This is a genomic window from Blautia sp. MSK18_10 (genome assembly GCF_020553185.1).
Taxonomy (GTDB): domain Bacteria; phylum Bacillota; class Clostridia; order Lachnospirales; family Lachnospiraceae; genus Blautia_A; species Blautia_A wexlerae.
In genome coordinates this window covers 66952-87358 of record NZ_JAJCGT010000004.1, presented here as the reverse complement: position 1 = coordinate 87358, position 20407 = coordinate 66952, and the positions used below count along the sequence as shown (strand labels likewise).

Below are 20407 nucleotides of genomic sequence, written 5' to 3'. Positions count from 1 at the left end.
CAGGTGTTGTTATTGATCGTTAAAAGTGCAGAGAATGTCAGAATCGGAAATCTCTCTGTCCGTTTACAATATCTGCAAGGTGTTCCTCTGTGAGTTTCCTTATCTTTTCGCCCGGGATATTTTCCAGTTCTTTTTGAATCAGCTCCAGTCCGACTTTTTTCGTCTCAGGGCTTGCATAATCCTGGAGATATTCCATCAATGTCATCAGCGCATTGGGATGGCAGCAGTTGGAAATCTGTTTACTTTTGCACAAAGACATAAAACGGTCACCTGTTCTTCCTGCTCTGTAACAGGCAGTACAGAAGCTTGGGATATCTCCCATACCCATCAGCCAGTTAACGATTTCATCCAGAGATCTCTGGTCACTGACGTCAAATTGTGCAGATGTCACTTCATCTTCTGTTTCAGGAACGTCATACCCGCCAACACTTGTTCTGGAGGCACCGCTGATCTGAGAAACTCCCAGAGGAAGTACTTTTTCACGAACTGCTTTACTTTCTCTTGTGGAAATGATCATTCCCGTATATGGCACAGCAATCCGGATCAGTGCACAGATTTTGGCAAAAATTTCATCACTGATACTGTTATCAAAAGCAGAAGGATCAATATCATCCGCATGTTTGATACGAGGCACACTGATAGTATGAGGACCTACTCCATGAACTGCCTCAAGATGTTCCGCATGCATCAGAAGCCCGGCAAACTCATACCTGTAAAGTTCAAGACCAAATAATACACCCAGTCCTACATCATCAATGCCGCCTTCCATTGCGCGGTCCATTGCTTCTGTATGATAGGCATAGTTATGTTTCGGACCTGTTGGATGAAGTGTTTCGTAACTTTCTTTATGATAAGTCTCCTGAAAAAGAATGTAGGTACCGATTCCTGCATCTTTTAATTTCCTGTAATTTTCCACAGTTGTGGCCGCAATATTTACATTGACACGTCGGATGGCACCGTTCTTATGTTTAATGCTGTAGATTGTCTGGATGCATTCCAGAATGTACTCAATGGGATTATTGATCGGATCCTCTCCGGCTTCAATAGCAAGACGTTTATGTCCCATATCCTGAAGAGCAGTTACTTCTTTTACAATTTCTTCCTGAGTAAGTTTTTTGCGGGCAATATGCTGATTTTTCTTATGATACGGACAGTACACACAGCCGTTTACGCAATAGTTGGAAAGATACAGAGGGGCAAACAGAACGATTCTGTTTCCGTAGAATTCTTTCTTGATCTCCGCTGCCAGATCATACATATCCTGAATCTTCTCAGGAATGGGACAGGCAAGAAGGACAGAGGCTTCTCTGTGGGTAAGTCCTTTACATTCTTTTGCCTTCGCAAGGATCTGGTCGATCAGCTCCACATTTTCTTTGTTTGCATCTGCATATGCAAGGGTTTCTCTGATCTCTTCGTCGGAAATAAATTCCTCTGCTTTTAATGATTTTGGATTATACATAGATTGGTTTCCTTTCTTTTCGGTCAGGGGCTTCCTTATCTGCCGCTTTCCGATTAGTTTTTTCTATATTCAGTTTTATGTTCCGCTTATTGCGGGTGCTTAAGTTATTCAGGAGTGAACTGCAGTCATGCTTTATAATCGCCTCTGTCTGTCACTACTTCATAACCAATGCTCTTCATACGTGCTGCCATACAGGCTTTGCATTCAGCAGCTTCATCACCTGTACAGATCTTATTATCATAAAGGGTATACTTATCCCGGACATTGACCGGTGATAAGTTGGGCATTACTACATTGGCCCCTGCCAAAATTCCCTTCTCTCTGCCCTTGGGATCTATGGTTCCAAGGGCTGTTGTTGCCGGAAGAAGCGCATGTGGGTGGATCAGGCGGATAATTGACAATAATCGCAGCGTCTGCTCCAGCGTTCCGGGTGATTCTTTAGCAAACGGGGTGTCTTTGTGAGGAATAAACGGTCCAATTCCTATCATTTCAGGCTTTAATTCCTTAATAAATAAAAGATCGCAGTAAAGTGTATCTACAGTTTGTCCCGGAGATCCTACCATGAATCCACATCCGGTTTGATATCCTATTTTCTTCAGGTTTTTCAGACAATTTTTTCTGAAAACCAGGGACATCTGTTCCGGGTGAAGTTTTCTGTAATGATCTTCATCTGCTGTCTCATGACGCAAGAGATATCTGTCAGCGCCTGCATTAAAATATGTCTGATAGCTTTCTTCACTCTTTTCTCCAATAGAAAGAGTCACTGCACAGTCAGGGTATATTTCTTTAATCGTGCGGACAATCTGACAAATATGTTCATCTGTGAAATGCGGATCTTCTCCGCCCTGCAGAACAAAAGTCCGAAAACCAAGATTCCATCCTGTTTCACAGCAGGACAGAATCTGTTCCAAAGAAAGCCGGTATCTGTCTGCATCCGTATTTGAACAGCGTATACCACAATAATAACAATTGTTCTTGCAGTAATTTGTAAATTCGATCAGACCGCGGACATAAATTTTATTTCCATAAATTGCTTTTGCGGTCTGTTGTGCTCTTCTTCGTAGTTCTTCCGTTACCAGTGGATTCTGTGTATGTAAAATCATTTCCAGTTCTTCTCTGGTAATATTCTGTGTCTCCTGAATGTGTTCAGGTATCTGCAACTCTGCTGATGCCATATATTTTCATTTCCTCTAAGCTTTCGAATAGACTGTTTTTGCTGAAACCCCTGCCAGCCGGCCAATTTTTCCGGTCAGTGCATTGATTATATCCAGAGGTGCATCTATTGCCACACTGATAATGCTTATCCCTCTCTGCCTGTAAGGAATCCCCATTCTGCCGATGATATAAATGCCATATTCATGAAGAATCCTGTTCAGACATTCTACAGAATCTGAATTCTCTACTATAATACTGATCACTGCAATTCTGCTTTCCATAGAAACACCTCTCATATAATTAATCAACTTATCTGCACATCAGAATTTACAAAAGTTAACAATTCTCTGAATCTGGTGACTGATCGGATAGGAATCATAACCATAAACCCCTTTCATCCAGCCGGCATACTGTGCTTCCGGATCATAATAAAGACCATTGATCTTTACCCAGCAATGACGGGTAAATCCATCTGCCGCTCCATCTCTGCTTCCCGGTACCCGGCCACAGATCATATACGGTGTATATCCTATTTCTCTTGCAAGAGCAGCAAAAATACAGGAAAATCCATAACAGTTGCCATATCCTGTACGAAACATCCTCAATGCCTCACTGCGCGCCCAGCCACTCTGGTAAATGTTAGGATCCGGACCACCATAGTAAAATCCTCCGTAAACAACATATTTCCAACATGCATAAAGCTTCTGGCTCTGACTCATACCTGAATTTGTAATTGACGATACAATCTGCATCACACGCATTTTCAGCAGAGCATTATAATCTTTTCTCGCAGCACCGGAATTGGTAAAATAAAGCTGACCGTTCTGTCTGGATTTCTTCTGATACAGCCTTCCTTTTGGATCCGCATAATACAGATTATTCTTATAGATAAAATATCCAATACTGGCGCGGCCGTGTTTTGTCCTTATATGATAAATATTGGATCCGGATTTTACAATTTTATTCTGTTTATTCTCAAATAAACGTCCTTTCTCATCAAAAACATAAACTACATTGTTGATACGCTGTCCTCCTCGCACAGCATTTCCATTTGCGCCAAAATAATACTTATAGCCATTATATCTCTTCCATTTGTTCTTAACCATTTTTCCCTTATAATAATAGTAAATCTTGTTTCCCTTTGTAACCAGTTCTCTTATGGGAACCGGAGATGACGTCGGGGATACCCCGGACTGCTCTGTAACAGGAATATCATTTTCCGCAGCCTGTACACCAAATACCGGCACTGCCAAAACAGCAACTGCCATTATGATATAAAGTAATTTTTTCAGTGTTTTCATAACCCTTTTTCTCCTTACATATTCTCGTGAATCCAGAAACAAAAAATATAACCATATACCATGATTACGATCCTGTCTCTTCCATTCCCTTCTTCACTTTAGTGTAACAAAAAATTTATCTGATTTCCACACTTTTGTGGCATTTTAGCAAAAAATACTGCTGTCCGAACTTTTATCAATGTTTCGAACAGCAGTATCTGCTATATCTCTGAATTATTATAATTTCTTACCTGTAAGCATTTCATAACCCTGAAGATATTTTCCGATTGTCTTATCTACAATATCCTGCGGAAGTGTCCAGTCATTGTCCGGATTTGCTTTCAGCCAGTCACGTGCAAACTGTTTGTCAAAGGATGGCTGACCATGTCCCGGTTCATATCCTTCAGCAGGCCAGAAACGGGAGCTGTCCGGTGTGAGCATCTCATCACCGATCACCATGTTTCCGTCTTTATCCAGGCCAAATTCAAATTTGGTATCTGCGATAATGATTCCCTTGCTTAATGCGTATTCTGCACATTTCTTATAAAGTGCAATTGTATTATCACGAAGTTTTGCAGCTAATTCCTCTCCTCTTCCCGGGAAATATTTCTCAAGGTGAGCGATACTCTGCTCATAGGAGATATTTTCGTCATGATCGCCAATCTCAGCCTTTGTGGACGGAGTATAGATCGGCTCAGGAAGCTTGTCAGATTCCTTCAGTCCTTCCGGTAATTCAATGCCGCAGACTTTACCTGTCTTCTTGTAGCTTTCCCAGCCGCTTCCTGTAATATATCCACGCACAATACACTCGATAGGCAGCATTTCAAGCTTACGGCACATCATGCTGTTTCCATCAAATTTCTCCTGCTGGAAAAATTCAGGCATATCTTTTACATCTACAGAAATCATGTGGTTCGGCAGAATGTCTTCTGTCATGTCAAACCAGAACTTGGACATCTGAGTCAGTACAGTTCCCTTCTTGGTTACCTGATTGTTCAGGATAACATCAAAGCAGCTGATGCGGTCTGTCGCAACCATGATCAGGCTGTCACCGTTGTCATAAATCTCACGTACTTTACCTTCTTTGATTGGTTTCATTTCCTGCATTTTTTCGCACCTCAATATTCGTTATGTAATTTGTAAAACTCCAAAATCATCGGCCTTTGCCGAAATTACTGTATTACCGTACCACTATCTCTGTAAGATTGTCAATACACTGAATTTTATTTAGCTTTGCTGATAAAATGTAAGCAACTGTTAATTCTCACTTCATATCCCGAAACGGCTTTATTCATCCTTCGCCCATCCGTAAGAATATTTCACAGCTTTATTCCATCCTTTAATCTTTTGCTCTCTTGTTTCTTCGGTGATAGACGGATAGAATTTCTGGTCAATAGACCAATTGTGGCGCACTTCTTCTTTACTGCTCCAGTAGCCTACTGCCAGACCTGCCAGATAAGCAGCCCCCATTGCAGTTGTCTCAACACAGCATGGACGGTTGACCGGTGCATTGATAATATCTGCCTGTGTCTGCATCAGGAAATTGTTGGCACTGGCTCCGCCATCAACTTTTAATGCCGCCAGATTAATGCCTGAATCTGCTTTCATGGCATTTAGTACGTCATTTACCTGATAGGCAATAGATTCCAGCGTTGCGCGGATAATGTGATATTTGTTCACACCGCGGGTAATTCCTACGATCGTACCTCTCGCATACTGATCCCAGTGGGGAGCTCCCAGTCCTGTAAAGGCCGGCACAACATAACATCCATGTGTATCTGATACTTTATTTGCCATATACTCGGAATCTTCAGAGGAATCAATTACCTTTAATTCATCTCGCAGCCACTGGATAGCTGCACCTGCAACAAAAATTGATCCTTCCAATGCATAGGTTACCTTTCCGTCCAATCCCCACGCAATCGTAGTAACCAGTCCGTTCTTTGAAAAGACAGGTTTCTCTCCTGTATTCATCAGAAGAAAACATCCTGTGCCATAAGTATTTTTTGCTTCTCCGGCATTAAAGCAGGTCTGGCCAAACAAAGCAGCCTGCTGATCACCTGCTGCACCTGCAATAGGGATAGCACCGCCAAGGACTGCCGGATCTGCTTTTCCATAAATACAGCTAGATGGCATTGGTTTGGGAAGCATGGACTTTGGAATGTCAAGTTCATTCAAAATTTCCTGATCCCACTGTAAAGTATTGATATTAAAAAGCATGGTTCTGGATGCATTGGAATAATCTGTAACATGGACTCTGCCCTTTGTCAGTTTCCAGATCAGCCAGGTTTCCACAGTTCCAAACAAAAGCTGCCCTTTCTGCGCTTTCTCTCTGGCTCCTTCTACATTGTCCAGAATCCACTTTATTTTTGTTGCAGAGAAATAAGCATCGATCACAAGCCCTGTTTTCTCCCTGAATTTCTCAGTCAGTCCTCTGGCTTTCAGCGAGTCGCAGTATTCCGATGTTCTGCGACACTGCCATACGATCGCATGATAGACAGGTACGCCGGTATTTTTATCCCATACGATTGCAGTTTCTCTCTGGTTTGTGATTCCGATCGCAGCGATCTTTGAAGCATCTGCTCCGATCTTGGTCATTGCCTCTACTGCCACACCCAGCATACTGGCCCATATCTCATCTGCATCATGTTCTACCCAGCCCGGTTTCGGGAAATACTGGGTAAATTCTCTCTGTGCAACACTTAAACGTTCTCCCTTTTCATTAAACAGGATACAGCGGTTGCTGGTCGTCCCGGCATCCAGTGCCATAATATATTTTCCCATAAAAGATTTCCTCCGTTCTCTTTCAATGTACTCTCGGAATCTTTTTGTACTTGATTTTGTGAGAAGATTTTTTGTTAGATGTGCCCAAATTTTTGAGGCGTACGCGGTGCGTACGTTGATAAAATTCGGGTGCAGCTAACAAAAAATCAGCCGCAAAAGCAAGTGCAATAAAGACTCCGAGAGTACATTTTATTATTATAACCATACCACAAACATCTGAAGGTTGCTATTCTTTTTTATTCATGTTATGATGCAGACAAAACAAACCTGTTATTGTTCACTCCGTTCTCAGTAATACGCTTTGCAGGATATTATCAGTGAACAGTAACACAAACCTTACTGCTATTATAGAAAGATGGAGTACAATATTTTGAAGAAAAAAGAATTTATTTTTATAGGTGGTATCCTTATTCTTGCACTTGCGATGTGGGGAGGAATGTCTCTTATAAATAAGGGCAGTCATGGTTCCATCCGTATTACTGTAGACGGAAAAGAATATGGAACTTATTCTCTGGAAAAGGATCAGACGATTAAAATCAACGATACAAATGTCTGTGAGATCAAAGACGGTCAGGCACGTATGATCTCTGCACAATGCCCCGATCATCTGTGTATGAAACAGAAGGCAATCGATGAAAAAGGAGGCACCATCGTATGCCTCCCTAATAAAGTCGTTATTGAAGGGGAAAAAAGTACTGACAGTAAAAAAACTGACGAACCGGTAATTGACACAGTAACCTGAGCTCTCCGTTGCCTGTAACTGAATAACTGTTTCACAGTTCGGCTAAAAAGCAAAATTAAAAGGAACCATATTATACGGCAGCTATATGATGATACACACCAGCCCGCCCTTACTGTCATTGACAATTTTCTGCATGGTATCCTGAAGCTTTACCTGGCTTTCTTCGCTGATAGCTGCAATCTTGCTTCGGATGCCATCCTGTACCAGCTGCTCAATGGATTTACCGAAAATATTAGTCTCCCAGATACTCTCCCCCCTCTGGCTGCCTTCGTCAATATACTGGATCAGATCCTTTGCCTGCTGTTCTGTTCCTACTATGGGAGCAATTTCAGTTTCTATATTTGCCTTTATCATATGGATAGACGGACTCTTTGATTTTATCTTTACTCCATATTTATTTCCCTGTCGGATCACTTCAGGCTGTGCGATCTCAATCTCATCCAGATTCGGGACAACCACACCATAACCGGTTCCACGCACTGCTTCCAGTGCAGCCTGCACTTTTACATATTCCTCTTTCATATGTACCAGTTCCTGCATTGTATGGATCAGTTCATATTCACTCTCCATTTCGATTCCACTCATCTGACTGAGCATCCTGTAATAATATTCTTCCTTTATGCGTATTCTTACCTTTACTGTTCCATCGGATAAGCCTACATCTTCCAGAAGGGAATCCTGTACATAAGGTCCGGATAATTTTACAGATTCCTTTGTGATATCACGTATATGCTGCATACTTTTCATTTTATCCCTGATCTGTGAAAGAATCTGCTGTTTTAACTCATGCTCCAGGGGAAGCATTTCTACCCAGCGCGGAATAAAAAACTGAATCTGACTGACAGGAAATTCATATAAAACCTTCTCCAGAATCCTGGCAATATCTTCTTTTCTCAATTGGTCACAGTTTACTGTCAGAGCAGTTACCTTATATTTCTGTTGGATTTCTTCCGCTGTTTTCAGAGCCGCATCTTTATATGGCATCTGCGAATTTACCAGCACGATAAATGGTTTCTGCTGTTTTTTCAGTTCCTGAATAGTCTTCTCTTCTGCCTCCGGAAAATTGTCTCTGGGAAGTTCACCGAAACTTCCGTCAGTTGTGACCACAATACCTATTGTGGAATGCTCCTGAATTACTTTCTGTGTTCCGATGCGTGCGGCCTCGCGAAATGGGATTGCCTGCTCAAACCAGGGAGTTTTTACCATTCGTTCTTTACCGTCCTCCGTCTGCCCGGATGCACCCTTTACCAGAAAACCCACACTGTCGATCAGGCGGATCTTTACCTGCTGATCTTCTCCGAGAGTGATGGGAACTGCTTCTTTGGGAATAAATTTTGTTTCTGCTGTGGTGATGATTTTGCCTGATCCGCTTAAAGGAAGCTGATCTCTGATCTCTGCCTGCTTTGTATCTGACATCTGCGGCAATGCAACAAGTTCCATGAATCTGCGGATAAATGTAGATTTTCCTGTGCGGACAGGTCCTACGACCCCTATGTATATATCTCCCCCTGTACGGGCCTGGATATCACGATACACCTGAAAATTTTCCATAAAAATAGCCCCCTTGCATATTTACACATAACCTTCATGTATTGTTATAAAATATGCAAGGAAGCTTTAAAATATTCTATTTATCATTTGGACATATTGTTACTGGCAGGTATCACAGATGTTTCTTAATAGGAATCATTGTGAAGCAGATGATGCTCTTTGCCTTTCAGAAGTCCGTTGTAAAGTTCCAGAACTAACGGGTTTTCATCGGATTTCTTAATGATAGTTGTATTATCTGCATTATACAGGCCCTTAGCTCTCAGAGCTTTGGTTCTGTCGCCGGATCTTGTCGGCTGTCCGCCACCCATGATACATCCACGGCGGCATGCCATGATCTCGATCAGATGATATTCTTTCTCACCATTCTTAACCTGTTCCATAACGGTTCTTGCATTTGCAAGGCCGCTGGCAACACAGATATTAAGGTTCATTCCTTCATAAGGAACTGTAAATTCCTTGATTCCCTCATCTCCACGAACACCGCATTCTGCGATCTCATGCATGGTTTCTTTGCTGTGATCCGGAGTCAGGCGGCGGAGAACTGCTTCTGTAACACCTCCTGTAACACCGAAGATAACACCACCACCGGAGCCGAAGCCAAACGGCATATCACAGGCTTCCGGATCAAGAGTTGCAAAGTCAAGACCAAAGTTATCGATCATGCGGAGCAGCTCTGTAGTTGTAATAACGATATCTGTATCCTGTTCACCGTCTGTGAAGCTGTTCGGACGAACTGCTTCTGCCTTCTTGGCTGTACATGGCATAATAGAGATCATAACTGTTTTCTTGCCGCCGGCATGTTCCGGATCGCGGAAGTACTCTTTGATTACTGCTGAGAGCATTCCCTGTGGAGAACGGCAGGTAGAAAGATTAGGAATATACTCCTTGTACTGGTCTGTGATAAACTTCACCCATGCAGGACAACAGGAAGTAAGAAGCGGAAGTTTCTCACCCTTCTTAATTCTGTCAAGGAACTCGGCACTCTCTTCCATAATAGTAAGGTCAGCACTGAATGAAGTATCATAAACTTCATCGAATCCCATTCTGTGGAGAGCATTGACAATCTTACCCATAACACTCTTGCCTTTGGTCAGTCCATAATGATCACCTACTGCGACACGTACTGCAGGAGCAATCTGAGCAACTACACGTATATTCGGATCAGCAAGTGCTTCCCATGCCTCGTCCATATGTGTCTTGATCGCAATCGCACCTGTTGGGCAATATACACGACACTGACCGCAGTTTACACATTCTGTCTCTGCGATTTTTTTGTTAAATGCAGGCATTACCATGGCCTCAGTTCCCCGGAATGCAAATCCTAAAGCTCCGATTCCCTGAAGTTCTTCGCAGGCACGTACGCAGTCACCACACAGAATACATTTGTTTGGATCACGAACCAGAGAAGGAGAACTTGTATCCAACTCATGATATTCCCTGGTATTTTTGAAACGGATTGTCTGTACGCCCAGCCTGTGTGCCAGTTCCTGAAGGACACACTCACCACTCTTAACACAGGTTGTACAGTCACGACAATGTGCTGCAAGCAATAATTCTACAATTAGTTTTCTGTATTTCTTGACTCTTCCGGAATTGGTATAGATCACCATTCCATCTCTTGGCTGTTCAGAACATGAGGCAAATGTTTTTCCCCTCTCGTCTTCAACTGTACATAAACGACAGGCACCAAAAGTGGATACCTCTGAGTGGTAGCACAGTGTCGGAATATTGATCCCTGCCTTGCGGATGACAGACAGGACATTTTTTTCATCGGTAAATTCTACCTTTCTACCGTCAATTATCATATGGCCCATAGTGTATCCTCCCTTCTATGCTTCCACATATACTGCATCAAAGTTACAGTTGTCCTTACATGCACCGCATTTGATACAGATGTCGTTATCAATGTGATATGGATGTTTAATCTTACCTGAGATTGCACCTGCCGGACAGTTCTTTGCACATTTACCGCAGCCGATACAGAACTCAGGGTTGATGTGGAACTGACGAAGAGCAGTACATACTTTTGCACGGCATTTCTTATCGCGGATATGTTCCTCATATTCATCGCGGAAGCGTTTGAGAGTACTAATAACAGGAAGAGGTGCACTCTTGCCAAGTCCGCACAGAGCCATGTTCTGAACCATATTTGCAAGCTCTTCCAGCTCATCCAGATCGGACATCTCACCCTTGCCATCTACGATCCTCTCCAGGATCTCCAGCATACGTTTGGTACCCTCACGGCATGGAACACATTTGCCACAGCTCTCACGCTGGGTGAAGTTCATAAAGAATCTGGCAACCTCAACCATACAGGTATTCTCGTCCATAACTACCAGACCACCGGATCCCATGATCGCATCTAATTTTTTGACAGAATCAAAGTCAAGAGGTGCATCCAACTGATCCAGGATCAGACATCCGCCGGACGGACCGCCGATCTGGACGCCCTTAAATGCGGCGCCACTCTTCAATCCACCGCCGATATCATAGATAATGTGGCGGAGTGTGGTTCCCATAGGAACCTCGATCAGACCGGTATTCTCGATAGAACCGGTCAGTGAGAAGGTTTTTGTTCCGGGGCTTCCCTCTGTACCGATGGTGCGGAACCAGTCTGCTCCCTGAAGAATAATCTTCGGTACATTAGCATAGGTTTCTACATTATTAAGAACTGTAGGCTTACCCCACAGACCTTTCTCTACTGTACGGGGCGGTTTTACACGAGGCATACCTCTGTTACCCTCGATAGATGCGGTAAGTGCCGAACCTTCTCCACATACGAAAGCTCCGGCACCTCTGTTGATATGTAAATGGAAGTTTACACCGGAATTTAAAATATTATCACCTAACAGGCCATATTTTTCTGCCTGTTCAATCGCCATCCTAAGTCTCTTTACAGAAAGAGGATACTCTGCACGAACATAAATATATCCATTCTCCGCACCGACTGCGTAGGCTGCAATAGTCATACCTTCGATCATCTTATATGGATCACCTTCCATGACGGAACCATCCATAAATGCACCGGGATCACCCTCATCACCATTACATACAACATAGCGGGTTTTCTCTGCCTGGCGTGCAACCTGAGACCATTTCTTGCCTGCCGGGAATCCTGCACCGCCACGACCGCGAAGCCCGGATTTAGTTACTTCATCAATAACTTCCTGCGGGGACATGCTTCCCATCACTTTTGCAAGTGCCTGATAGCCTCCCACAGCAATATACTCTTCGATAGATTCCGCATCGATTTTTCCGCAGTTTTCAAGAACGATACGTGTTTGTTGATTTAAGAAAGGAATATCATCAGGATGTGGACAGACTGTATTATTATCACGATAAAACAGTCTCTCTACAGGTTTCCCTTCCAATATAGTTCTCTCCACAATTTCCTTACAGTCTTCCGGCTGTACGTGAACATACTGATAATCATATGGTTCAATTCTCATCAGAGGTCCAAGTTCACATAAGCCCTGGCACCCTGTCTTGATCACGCCTACATGAGGCACATCCTTCTGCATTTCAACTGTTACTCCATCAATTCTCTCACAGAGTACTGACATCTCTTCATAAATCTTCTGCGCTCCGGATGCGATACATCCGGTACCTGAACAGACAAGAACGCGGCAGGTATAAGATTTAATCTGCTCATTTACTTCAGCCTGCTTATTTAACAGGTCTTCTTTACTCTTAATACTCATACGCACTCTCCTCTCAGTTTATTCAAAAGTTCTACAGCTTTCTCAGGAGTCATCTTCGGATGTACTTCATCATTGACAGTCAGTGTGGGGGCAAGTCCACATGCACCCAGACAGGATACTGTTTCTACGGTAAAAAGCATGTCATCTGTAGTGTGTTTCTTGTTGCTCAGTCCAAGTTCCTTCATCAAAGCCTCTTTTACAGGCATGGATTTTCTCACATGACAGGCTGTTCCGTCACACACTTTAATGACATATTTCCCTTTCGGCTCAAAAGAAAAATTCTCATAGAATGTGGCTACACTGTAGGCCTTGGCTTCTTTTACTCCGATTTCTTTCGCTACATAAGTCAGCAATTCTCCCGGCAGGTAACGATATTCCGCCTGAATATCCTGCATGATCGGAATCAGCGATGCTGCTGTACGTCCATAGTGCTCGATGATCTCATCCGCTTTTCTGTAATAAGACTGGTCTAACATTCGGTTCCCTCCTTAAATAGTAATTTTGATACATCGGTTTTAATATAGTACCGATATATCGATTCCCACGCAGCTTTAGTTATTTTCAACATATGTGCTGTTGATATTATACATTATATAGTTGTTTTGCACAATATCATTTTTGAAATTTTCTGAAATTAATTTATAACAATTTGTTATAGATGTATAGTATTCATAAATGTATATAAATGAAAAGCAATTTCTTTAACAGGGTTGTTAATTTAATAGCAATATCAAAACAAAAAAAGATCATTGAAAAGAATATTATCTTCTTCTCAATGACCTTTCTGGAAATGGCTGCATTATTTAATTTCATGTTCCTCATGGAAATGCTTATATTTTTCTATAAACATCAACAGAAAGCTGATCATAAGGAATCCACAGGAAACCCAGATCATTCTGATTCCATAGCGTATGGACAGATTTCCACCAATGCCGGCACCCAAGGCAAACATAAGGATGATTCCAAAATAATACATCGCCTGTTTTAGCTGTTTTGATTTTTTTTCACGAAAATAAACTGACAACGCAGCTGTACCACTGCGCAAATTACCGATACACATAGTACTTGCATAGGAATATCCGTTTACCTTGCGGAAGGACTGTACCTGCATTGCACAGGCGAAAGATGCCATGGCATTTGCCAGCATATTGTATTCGGTTGGCAGGAAACCTACTGTAAATAAGATCAGGATTTCTGCCAGCAGAACACCCTGTCTCCAGTGGAGCTTCTGCGCATATTTATAATTTGCCTGTATTTTCTCCGCAACCCATACGCCCAGTGCAAAGAAAATAATAGGAAAGAAGTATCCCAGTCCTGCTGTCAGTTCTCCTGCCATAAAGTGCTGGCTCATAAGAACGACGTTTCCTGTCTGTGCATTACAGAATACTTCGTTTCTTGCATTATAGGTGTAAGCATCCTGAAAACCTCCTGACAGTGCCAGGAATGCACTGTTTAAAAAGGCTTCCGACATTTGTATTTCGTGTTGATTATGATCTTTCATGATTTTCCCCGTTCAAGTTTATTTGCAGTTATCTCCTGTACGGATAACTGCCTTTATTCTTTTACCGTCTTTCTCAAACATTCGAAATCCGCTGATTTACTGCGTAAATCGCTGCTTTCTCATGTTTGGCGGGTCCCTGACCCTGATTATCATGTTATACGTTTATAGGTCAAATGTAAAAGATATAATTCATATTATTGTATATATGATTTTTATATATTGGATACAATATATATATAATTTTGGCTATATAAAGCAACTTCCATATACTGTATGTCTACAGCATATGGAAGTTATTTTTTTATGTATCTGCAGAATTACTTATCTCCGTGTTCTTTGAGATATTCTGCTTTTCCCATCTCGTACAGATTATTACCTTCTGAGTCAATGATGACTACAAGAGGCATATCCTCTACATACAATTTACGAAGTGCTTCTGCTCCCAGATCTTCATATGCGATCAGTTCGGCCTTTTTGATGCATTTTGCAAGAAGCGCACCTGCACCGCCGATAGCTCCGAAGTATACACCATCATATTTCTTCATGGCGTCTACTACTTCCGGAAGGCGGGCACCTTTTCCGATCATTCCTCTTGCTCCCACAGACATCATTGTGGGTGCATAGGCATCCATACGTCCGCTGGTTGTAGGGCCTGCGGAGCCGATGACTGCGCCTGGTTTTGCAGGAGTTGGTCCTACATAGTAGATGGTTGCATCTGTAGGATCAAATGGAATTTTCTCACCTTTTGCAAGGGCCTCACACATTCTCTTGTGTCCTGCATCACGTGATGTATAAATAGTACCTGTTAATAATACCTGATCACCTGCATGGAGAGTTCTTGCCAGCTCTCTAGTAAGTGGAAGTGTAATTTTCTTTCTTTCCATCTCAGATCACCTCCGATTTATGGCGGGTTACATGGCAGTTGATATTAACCGCACATGGCATACCTGCAATATGAGTCGGCATTGTTTCGATATTCAGGCCGATGGCTGTTGTCTTTCCGCCAAATCCCTGAGGTCCGATTCCAAGCTTGTTTACTTTTTCCAGCATTTCTTTCTCAAGATCAGCATAGAACGGATCCGGGTTCTGAGTATCCAGAGGTCTCATCAGTGCTTTCTTTGCAAGAAGTGCACATTTGTCAAAGGTTCCTCCGATACCAACTCCGACTACCATTGGCGGACATGGGTTTGGTCCTGCGGTCTCTACTACTTCAAGGATGAAATCCTTGATTCCCTGCAATCCTGCGGATGGTTTGAACATACGGATCTGACTCATGTTCTCACTTCCGAAACCTTTCGGTCCTACTGTGATCTTAACTTTATCGCCAGGAACGATTTCTGTGTAAATCATAGCCGGTGTATTGTCCCCTGTGTTTCCACGGCGTACCGGGTCTTTTACTACAGATTTTCTTAAATATCCTTTGTCGTATCCGCGGCGTACACCTTCATTGATCGCATCGGTGAGATCTCCGCCAACAAAATGTACATCCTGTCCTATTTCAAGGAATACACATGCCATTCCTGTATCCTGGCAGATCGGCACGTTCTCGTTATCTGCAATATCAAAATTCTCAATAATATTGTCAAGGATACCCTTGGCAATCTCTCCGTCTTCGCATGCGCGGCATGTTTTGATCGCACATTTTACGTCTTCCGGAAGATGTTCATTTGCTTCGATACAGAGTTTTTCGATGACATCTGTAAGTCTGCTTACTTCTACTTCACGCATTCTGGTAAGCTCCCTTCTTTCATTTGGGGATATTCACCGGGAGGTGACATATCCCTTTTGCATTATATCAAAGGCTCCCGGTACCGGTAATCCCTTATCGATACCGGGAGCTCTTTTTTACATTCTGAGTATCTTATTAGCGCTGTTCGTGACGAGCGTATTTTGGAAGCAGTAATGGAGATACCTTATCAGTATGTACGCCTGCTTTGTCCAGTTCATCTGCATATTTGTAGATATGATCCAGGTTCATTTCACCAAGCTCTACGTTCTTGCATTTTGCAGCTGCTTTTTTACCTGCATTTCTTCCGAATACGATAACATCCAGAAGAGAGTTACCCATCAGTCTGTTTCTTCCGTGGATTCCACCTGCGGCTTCTCCTGCAACTAACAGGTTTGGAATTTCTTTTGTGAATCCGTCTCCGTTAATCTCAAGACCACCGTTCTGGTAGTGAAGTGTCGGATAAATAACGATAGGAACTTTTCTCATATCAATGCCGTAGTTCATGTACATACGGAACATAGCCGGGATTCTCTTTTCGATGGTTCCTTCGCCACCGAGGATCTCGATCATCGGAGTGTCAAGCCATACACCTTTCAGTCCACCTGGAACTTCTACGCCGCGGCCTTCTTCGCATTCACGGATAACACCGGAAGCATTTACGTCACGGGTTTCAAGCGGATGAATATAAGCTTCTCCGTTTGCATTTACAAGCTGTGCACCAACGGAACGAACTTTTTCTGTTACCAGAGCACCCATGATCTGTGATGGATAGATTGCTCCTGTTGGATGGTACTGGATAGAATCCTGATAAAGAAGGGAAGCACCAGCTCTGTATCCAAGTACAAGTCCGTCTGCAGTTGCGCCATAATGGTTAGATGTCGGGAATCCCTGATAATGCATTCTTCCTGCACCACCTGTTGCGATTACAACAGTTTTGGCTCTTGCAACAGAATAATCTCCTGTTTCCATGTTAAGAAGAACTGCACCTGCAACCTGTCCTTTTTCATCTTTCAGAAGTTCAACAGCTGAAGTAAATTCAACTACCGGAATCTTAAGATTCAGAACTTCATCTCTGATGGTACGCATGATCTCAGATCCAGAATAATCCTTTGCAGCATGCATTCTCTTTCTGGAAGTACCGCCGCCGTGTGTGGTAACCATGGTTCCGTCTTCTGCTTTATCAAATTCAACACCAAGGTCATTGAGCCATTTGATGGCATCCGGAGCTTCCATTACCAGTCTCTTTACCAGTTCCGGTTTTGCAGCAAAATGTCCGCCGCCGAAGCAATCCAGATAATGCTGTACAGGAGAATCATTCTCTTTGTCAGCTGCCTGGATACCACCTTCAGCCATCATTGTATTGGCATCACCGATACGAAGCTTTGTAACGATCATAACGTCAGCACCTGCATTATGTGCTTCGATTGCACAGGAAGAACCTGCACCGCCGCCGCCGATTACAAGTACATCTACATCATAATCAATTTTTGTAAGGTCAATTTTTTCGTTGATCAGACGGCTTGTTGAATGAAGCATTTCTGCCAGTTCCAGAGGAGCTTTCTGTCCTTTGTTCGGTCCTACTTTGATTTCTGCAAACGCGTCTGGATTATAATCCGGATGGAATTTCTCAAGAAGAGCGTCTTTCTCTTCAGCTGTCAGACGTCTTGGCTCTGTTGCCATACGCTGTGCTCTTGTAGCCTCTACCTTTTTGATGGATTCCATCATATTTTCTGGATATGGTGCATACATGTTTTACGCCCTCCCTATTTCTCAATTTCTCTGTTGTTGTAAAGTTCCTGCATGTCTGTGATTGGTTTCTGCATGATCTGCTCGATCAGATCATCATATTTACCTTCGTGGATTTCTTCTACACGTTTCTCCAGATGTTCGCTCTTAGGCGCGATATATTTACCTGTGAGACGTCTTGCCAGAAGACCTACCATCGGATGGGAAATACCGGCCGGACATCTTACAGAACAGCATCCGCAACTTACGCAGTCGAAGGATTCCTCTGCACATTTTTCAAGTTCGCCTCTCTGTGCATATGCGATGTACTGCATTACATTTAAGTCCTGAGTACATGCTTTTGTACAGGCATTACATCCGATACAGCTGTAGATTTCCGGATAGAGTTCCATCATTACCTGCTGATTCGGTTTCAGGTCTTCGATGTTGTAGAGTCTCTTATCTGTAGGGAAGAACGGGATGCTTGCTACATACATTCCTTCCTGTACCTGTGTCTGACAGGCAAGACATGTTTTCAGCTCGTTTTCACCTTTGATTCTGTAGATTGTTGCGCAGGCTCCGCAGAATCCGTGTCTGCAACCGCATCCTCTCTTTAATGTATAACCGGCATATTCCATGGCAGTCATAATTGTAAGTTCTGCAGGTACGCTGTATTTCTTACCGAAAAAATATACGTTTACCATATTCTTTTCCATTTGAGATTACCAGTCCTTTCTATATATATCATCTGTCGTCAGCAGCACATACAAGCTCGAATCCGCTACGCTACTTCTCGCTTGAGGGCGTTCGCCCTACAGAATGTTCTGTGAAAGAATGCTTATATGCAAGCATGACGCATTCCTTCACATCACTTTCTGCACTGCTCATTGCTTATCAATATTCTGCAGGTAATTCATCAATCTCGTCGCATCTGAATACCGGACCGTCTTTGCAGACGTATTTGGAACCGATATTGCAACGGCCGCATTTACCGATACCGCATTTCATACGAAGCTCCAGAGTTGTGTAAACCTGTTCTCTGGAGAAGCCCAGTTCTTCCAGTCCTGCAAGAACGAACTTGATCATGATCGGCGGTCCGCAGACAAGTGCTGTTTTGTTTGTATCGAATCCAATCTCTTTCAGATAAGAAGGAACGAATCCAACGTGTCCGTCCCAGCCTTCCTGTTCACGGTCGATTGTCAGATAAACATTAACTCCCTCTGCTTTCATCCAGACTTCCTGGATTTCTTTTAACTGTACCAGGTCATCTGCGGAACGGGAACCATAGAGGATATCTACTGTTCCGTAATCTGCACGGTTATCCAGTACATAGTTGATAACAGAACGAAGAGGTGCAAGTCCGATACCACCTGCGATAAACAGAAGGTTTTTACCTTTTAATTTATCTTCTACAGGGAAATGATTTCCGTATGGTCCACGGACTGTGATCTCATCTCCAACCTGAAGGCTGTGGAGATAATCGGTCAGTGCACCGCACTTCTTGATACTGAATTCCTGATATTCTTTATTTGTAGGTGAAGAAGTAATGGAAAACATACCTTCACTTACACCTGGTGCGCAGACCATTGCACACTGACCAGGCATATGTTCAAAAAGTTTTCCTCCTTCAGGAGCGTTTACACGGAATGTTTTAACATCCGGTGTCTCCTGACGGATATCTGTGATCACACCAACCTTCGGGATCAATGTGTCTAATGTGTAGTTTTTATGGCAGGTACATTCGCTCATTATTTTTCACCTCCCTGATTTTCAAAAGCTTTGATGACTTTTACGATATTTAAGGATGATGGGCATTTCTCAACGCAGCGGCCGCATCCTACACATGAGAACATTCCATTGTTGTTTACCGGATAGTAAACAAGTTTATGCATGAATCTCTGACGGAAACGCTGCATCTGGCTGTTACGGTTATTTCCGTGTGCCATCATGGTAAAGTCAGAGTACATACAGGAATCCCAGCAGCGGTAACGCTGTACGCCGTGTCCTGTGTCATAATCTTTGATATCATAGCACTGGCAGGTAGGGCATACAAATGTACAGGTACCACATGCCAGACATGGTTTATAAAGTTCTTCCCATACAGGAGAATTGAAACGATCCATGTAATCTTCCTGTCCCCATCCTTCCAGAGAAAGATTGGAATAAGGAAGTTTTTCTACGATGGCGCGGATCGCAGTTTTCTCTTCTTCTACCTTTGCTTCATCCGCATCGTTAAGAAGTTCTGCAACTGCTTTTGTAAGAGCTTCGCCCTTCTCTGTAAGAGGTTTCCAGTAAAGCTCGCCTTCGATCATCCATGCTGCAACATCTGCAACAGGATCTGCACAGTCAATGCCAAATACCTTACAGAAACAGCTCTCTTCCGGTTCATGACATGCAAGTGCAACGATGGTTCCATGCTCTCTTCTTGCTGCATAGAAGGTATCTACCGGATCACTTAAAAATACGTTATCCAGAACTTTTACACCCTGTACATCGCAGGCTTTCATACCGAATACAACAAAGTTTTTCTCCTGTAATGCCTGTGGTTCGATGGTAATGTTCTTTCCTTCTTTTTCGCAGGTATAAAGGTTTTCACTCTGTGGAAAGAAAGCATCTTTTGGTGACTTTACGGTTTTTAAAGTGTCAAGACAGACTTCTGCGTCCTGGCTCCATGCTCTGAAGTTTACCTGATCACTGACTTTGACAGGTAAATATAAATCCTGATCTGCGGCAATTTTCTGGAATAATGCCTGCAGATTTTCTGCTGCTATCTTATACAT

At 42.9% G+C, this 20407-nt stretch carries 18 protein-coding genes; 1 reads left to right on the top strand and 17 read right to left on the bottom strand.

Annotated elements, in window-relative coordinates; genetic code table 11:
* Positions 1-37 precede the first annotated feature (37 nt).
* The 6 genes from hydG to glpK all read right to left on the bottom strand — a co-directional run bounded on the left by hydG (position 38) and on the right by glpK (position 6678).
* Positions 38-1459, bottom strand: a complete 1422-nt coding sequence (hydG, locus tag LI074_RS03470) for a [FeFe] hydrogenase H-cluster radical SAM maturase HydG (RefSeq protein ID WP_055059774.1) — start codon at positions 1457-1459, stop codon at positions 38-40.
* A 125-nt stretch (positions 1460-1584) separates the two neighbouring features.
* Positions 1585-2634 carry a [FeFe] hydrogenase H-cluster radical SAM maturase HydE gene (gene hydE / locus LI074_RS03465; protein WP_195303550.1) on the bottom strand — a complete coding sequence of 350 codons (1050 nt, stop codon included), beginning with the start codon at positions 2632-2634 and terminating at the stop codon, positions 1585-1587.
* Between the two features lie 15 nt (positions 2635-2649).
* Positions 2650-2895 (bottom strand): TM1266 family iron-only hydrogenase system putative regulator, encoded by a 246-nt coding sequence (locus LI074_RS03460; RefSeq protein ID WP_020993889.1) that lies wholly within the window; start codon positions 2893-2895, stop codon positions 2650-2652.
* Between the two features lie 39 nt (positions 2896-2934).
* A complete protein-coding gene (locus LI074_RS03455) occupies positions 2935-3915 on the bottom strand; it encodes a transglutaminase domain-containing protein (RefSeq protein ID WP_265107636.1) in 981 nt (326 codons plus the stop codon).
* A 216-nt stretch (positions 3916-4131) separates the two neighbouring features.
* Positions 4132-5001, bottom strand: a complete 870-nt coding sequence (locus LI074_RS03450; RefSeq protein ID WP_020993888.1) for a phosphoribosylaminoimidazolesuccinocarboxamide synthase — start codon at positions 4999-5001, stop codon at positions 4132-4134.
* Positions 5002-5181: 180 nt separating this feature from the next.
* A complete protein-coding gene (gene glpK / locus LI074_RS03445; protein ID WP_025577002.1) occupies positions 5182-6678 on the bottom strand; it encodes a glycerol kinase GlpK in 1497 nt (498 codons plus the stop codon).
* Between the two features lie 370 nt (positions 6679-7048).
* On the opposite strand from glpK, the gene LI074_RS03440 reads away from it, so the two are divergent.
* The gene (locus LI074_RS03440) at positions 7049-7420 is read left to right on the top strand and encodes a NusG domain II-containing protein (RefSeq protein WP_173680806.1); all 372 of its coding nucleotides are present in this window, start codon (positions 7049-7051) and stop codon (positions 7418-7420) included.
* 81 nt (positions 7421-7501) lie between these two features.
* On the opposite strand, the gene spoIVA is transcribed toward LI074_RS03440, so the two are convergent.
* The 11 genes from spoIVA to LI074_RS03385 form a co-directional block, all read right to left on the bottom strand.
* Positions 7502-8971 carry a stage IV sporulation protein A gene (gene spoIVA / locus LI074_RS03435; protein ID WP_008703041.1) on the bottom strand — a complete coding sequence of 490 codons (1470 nt, stop codon included), beginning with the start codon at positions 8969-8971 and terminating at the stop codon, positions 7502-7504.
* A 125-nt stretch (positions 8972-9096) separates the two neighbouring features.
* Positions 9097-10785 carry a [FeFe] hydrogenase, group A gene (locus LI074_RS03430; protein ID WP_055149631.1) on the bottom strand — a complete coding sequence of 563 codons (1689 nt, stop codon included), beginning with the start codon at positions 10783-10785 and terminating at the stop codon, positions 9097-9099.
* A gap of 15 nt (positions 10786-10800) precedes the next feature.
* Positions 10801-12672, bottom strand: a complete 1872-nt coding sequence (locus LI074_RS03425; RefSeq protein WP_022380689.1) for an NADH-quinone oxidoreductase subunit NuoF — start codon at positions 12670-12672, stop codon at positions 10801-10803.
* Positions 12669-13148 carry a complex I 24 kDa subunit family protein gene (locus LI074_RS03420; RefSeq protein ID WP_008703034.1) on the bottom strand — a complete coding sequence of 160 codons (480 nt, stop codon included), beginning with the start codon at positions 13146-13148 and terminating at the stop codon, positions 12669-12671. Before LI074_RS03420 ends, LI074_RS03425 begins: the two co-directional genes overlap by 4 nt.
* A gap of 323 nt (positions 13149-13471) precedes the next feature.
* A complete protein-coding gene (locus LI074_RS03415; protein WP_025576998.1) occupies positions 13472-14173 on the bottom strand; it encodes a YoaK family protein in 702 nt (233 codons plus the stop codon).
* Positions 14174-14490: 317 nt separating this feature from the next.
* Complete coding sequence (locus LI074_RS03410; RefSeq protein WP_022380686.1) at positions 14491-15057, bottom strand: Fe-S-containing hydro-lyase; 567 nt, start codon at positions 15055-15057, stop codon at positions 14491-14493.
* A gap of 1 nt (position 15058) precedes the next feature.
* Positions 15059-15901, bottom strand: a complete 843-nt coding sequence (locus LI074_RS03405; protein ID WP_118409384.1) for a fumarate hydratase — start codon at positions 15899-15901, stop codon at positions 15059-15061.
* 136 nt (positions 15902-16037) lie between these two features.
* Positions 16038-17651, bottom strand: a complete 1614-nt coding sequence (locus LI074_RS03400) for an FAD-dependent oxidoreductase (protein WP_008703030.1) — start codon at positions 17649-17651, stop codon at positions 16038-16040.
* Positions 17652-17665: 14 nt separating this feature from the next.
* Entirely contained in the window at positions 17666-18343 is a 678-nt protein-coding gene (locus LI074_RS03395; RefSeq protein ID WP_008703029.1) for a 2Fe-2S iron-sulfur cluster-binding protein, read from the bottom strand.
* A gap of 178 nt (positions 18344-18521) precedes the next feature.
* Entirely contained in the window at positions 18522-19376 is an 855-nt protein-coding gene (locus LI074_RS03390; protein WP_022380684.1) for an FAD/NAD(P)-binding protein, read from the bottom strand.
* Positions 19376-20407: a 4Fe-4S dicluster domain-containing protein gene (locus LI074_RS03385; RefSeq protein WP_022380683.1), complete on the bottom strand. Its 1032-nt coding sequence runs from the start codon at positions 20405-20407 to the stop codon at positions 19376-19378. Before LI074_RS03385 ends, LI074_RS03390 begins: the two co-directional genes overlap by 1 nt.

What these genes read in the sequence shown, in the direction of transcription:
- hydG (WP_055059774.1), bottom strand. Translation starts at nt 1,459, where the DNA reads ATGTATAATCCAAAATCATTAAAAGCAGAGGAATTTATTTCCGACGAA.
- LI074_RS03425 (WP_022380689.1), bottom strand. Translation starts at nt 12,672, where the DNA reads ATGAGTATTAAGAGTAAAGAAGACCTGTTAAATAAGCAGGCTGAAGTA.
- LI074_RS03430 (WP_055149631.1), bottom strand. Translation starts at nt 10,785, where the DNA reads ATGGGCCATATGATAATTGACGGTAGAAAGGTAGAATTTACCGATGAA.
- LI074_RS03460 (WP_020993889.1), bottom strand. Translation starts at nt 2,895, where the DNA reads ATGGAAAGCAGAATTGCAGTGATCAGTATTATAGTAGAGAATTCAGAT.
- LI074_RS03415 (WP_025576998.1), bottom strand. Translation starts at nt 14,173, where the DNA reads ATGAAAGATCATAATCAACACGAAATACAAATGTCGGAAGCCTTTTTA.
- LI074_RS03455 (WP_265107636.1), bottom strand. Translation starts at nt 3,915, where the DNA reads ATGAAAACACTGAAAAAATTACTTTATATCATAATGGCAGTTGCTGTT.
- LI074_RS03450 (WP_020993888.1), bottom strand. Translation starts at nt 5,001, where the DNA reads ATGCAGGAAATGAAACCAATCAAAGAAGGTAAAGTACGTGAGATTTAT.
- LI074_RS03400 (WP_008703030.1), bottom strand. Translation starts at nt 17,651, where the DNA reads ATGTATGCACCATATCCAGAAAATATGATGGAATCCATCAAAAAGGTA.
- hydE (WP_195303550.1), bottom strand. Translation starts at nt 2,634, where the DNA reads ATGGCATCAGCAGAGTTGCAGATACCTGAACACATTCAGGAGACACAG.
- LI074_RS03420 (WP_008703034.1), bottom strand. Translation starts at nt 13,148, where the DNA reads ATGTTAGACCAGTCTTATTACAGAAAAGCGGATGAGATCATCGAGCAC.
- LI074_RS03405 (WP_118409384.1), bottom strand. Translation starts at nt 15,901, where the DNA reads ATGCGTGAAGTAGAAGTAAGCAGACTTACAGATGTCATCGAAAAACTC.
- LI074_RS03385 (WP_022380683.1), bottom strand. Translation starts at nt 20,407, where the DNA reads ATGTATAAGATAGCAGCAGAAAATCTGCAGGCATTATTCCAGAAAATT.
- LI074_RS03390 (WP_022380684.1), bottom strand. Translation starts at nt 19,376, where the DNA reads ATGAGCGAATGTACCTGCCATAAAAACTACACATTAGACACATTGATC.
- spoIVA (WP_008703041.1), bottom strand. Translation starts at nt 8,971, where the DNA reads ATGGAAAATTTTCAGGTGTATCGTGATATCCAGGCCCGTACAGGGGGA.
- LI074_RS03395 (WP_008703029.1), bottom strand. Translation starts at nt 18,343, where the DNA reads ATGGAAAAGAATATGGTAAACGTATATTTTTTCGGTAAGAAATACAGC.
- LI074_RS03410 (WP_022380686.1), bottom strand. Translation starts at nt 15,057, where the DNA reads ATGGAAAGAAAGAAAATTACACTTCCACTTACTAGAGAGCTGGCAAGA.
- glpK (WP_025577002.1), bottom strand. Translation starts at nt 6,678, where the DNA reads ATGGGAAAATATATTATGGCACTGGATGCCGGGACGACCAGCAACCGC.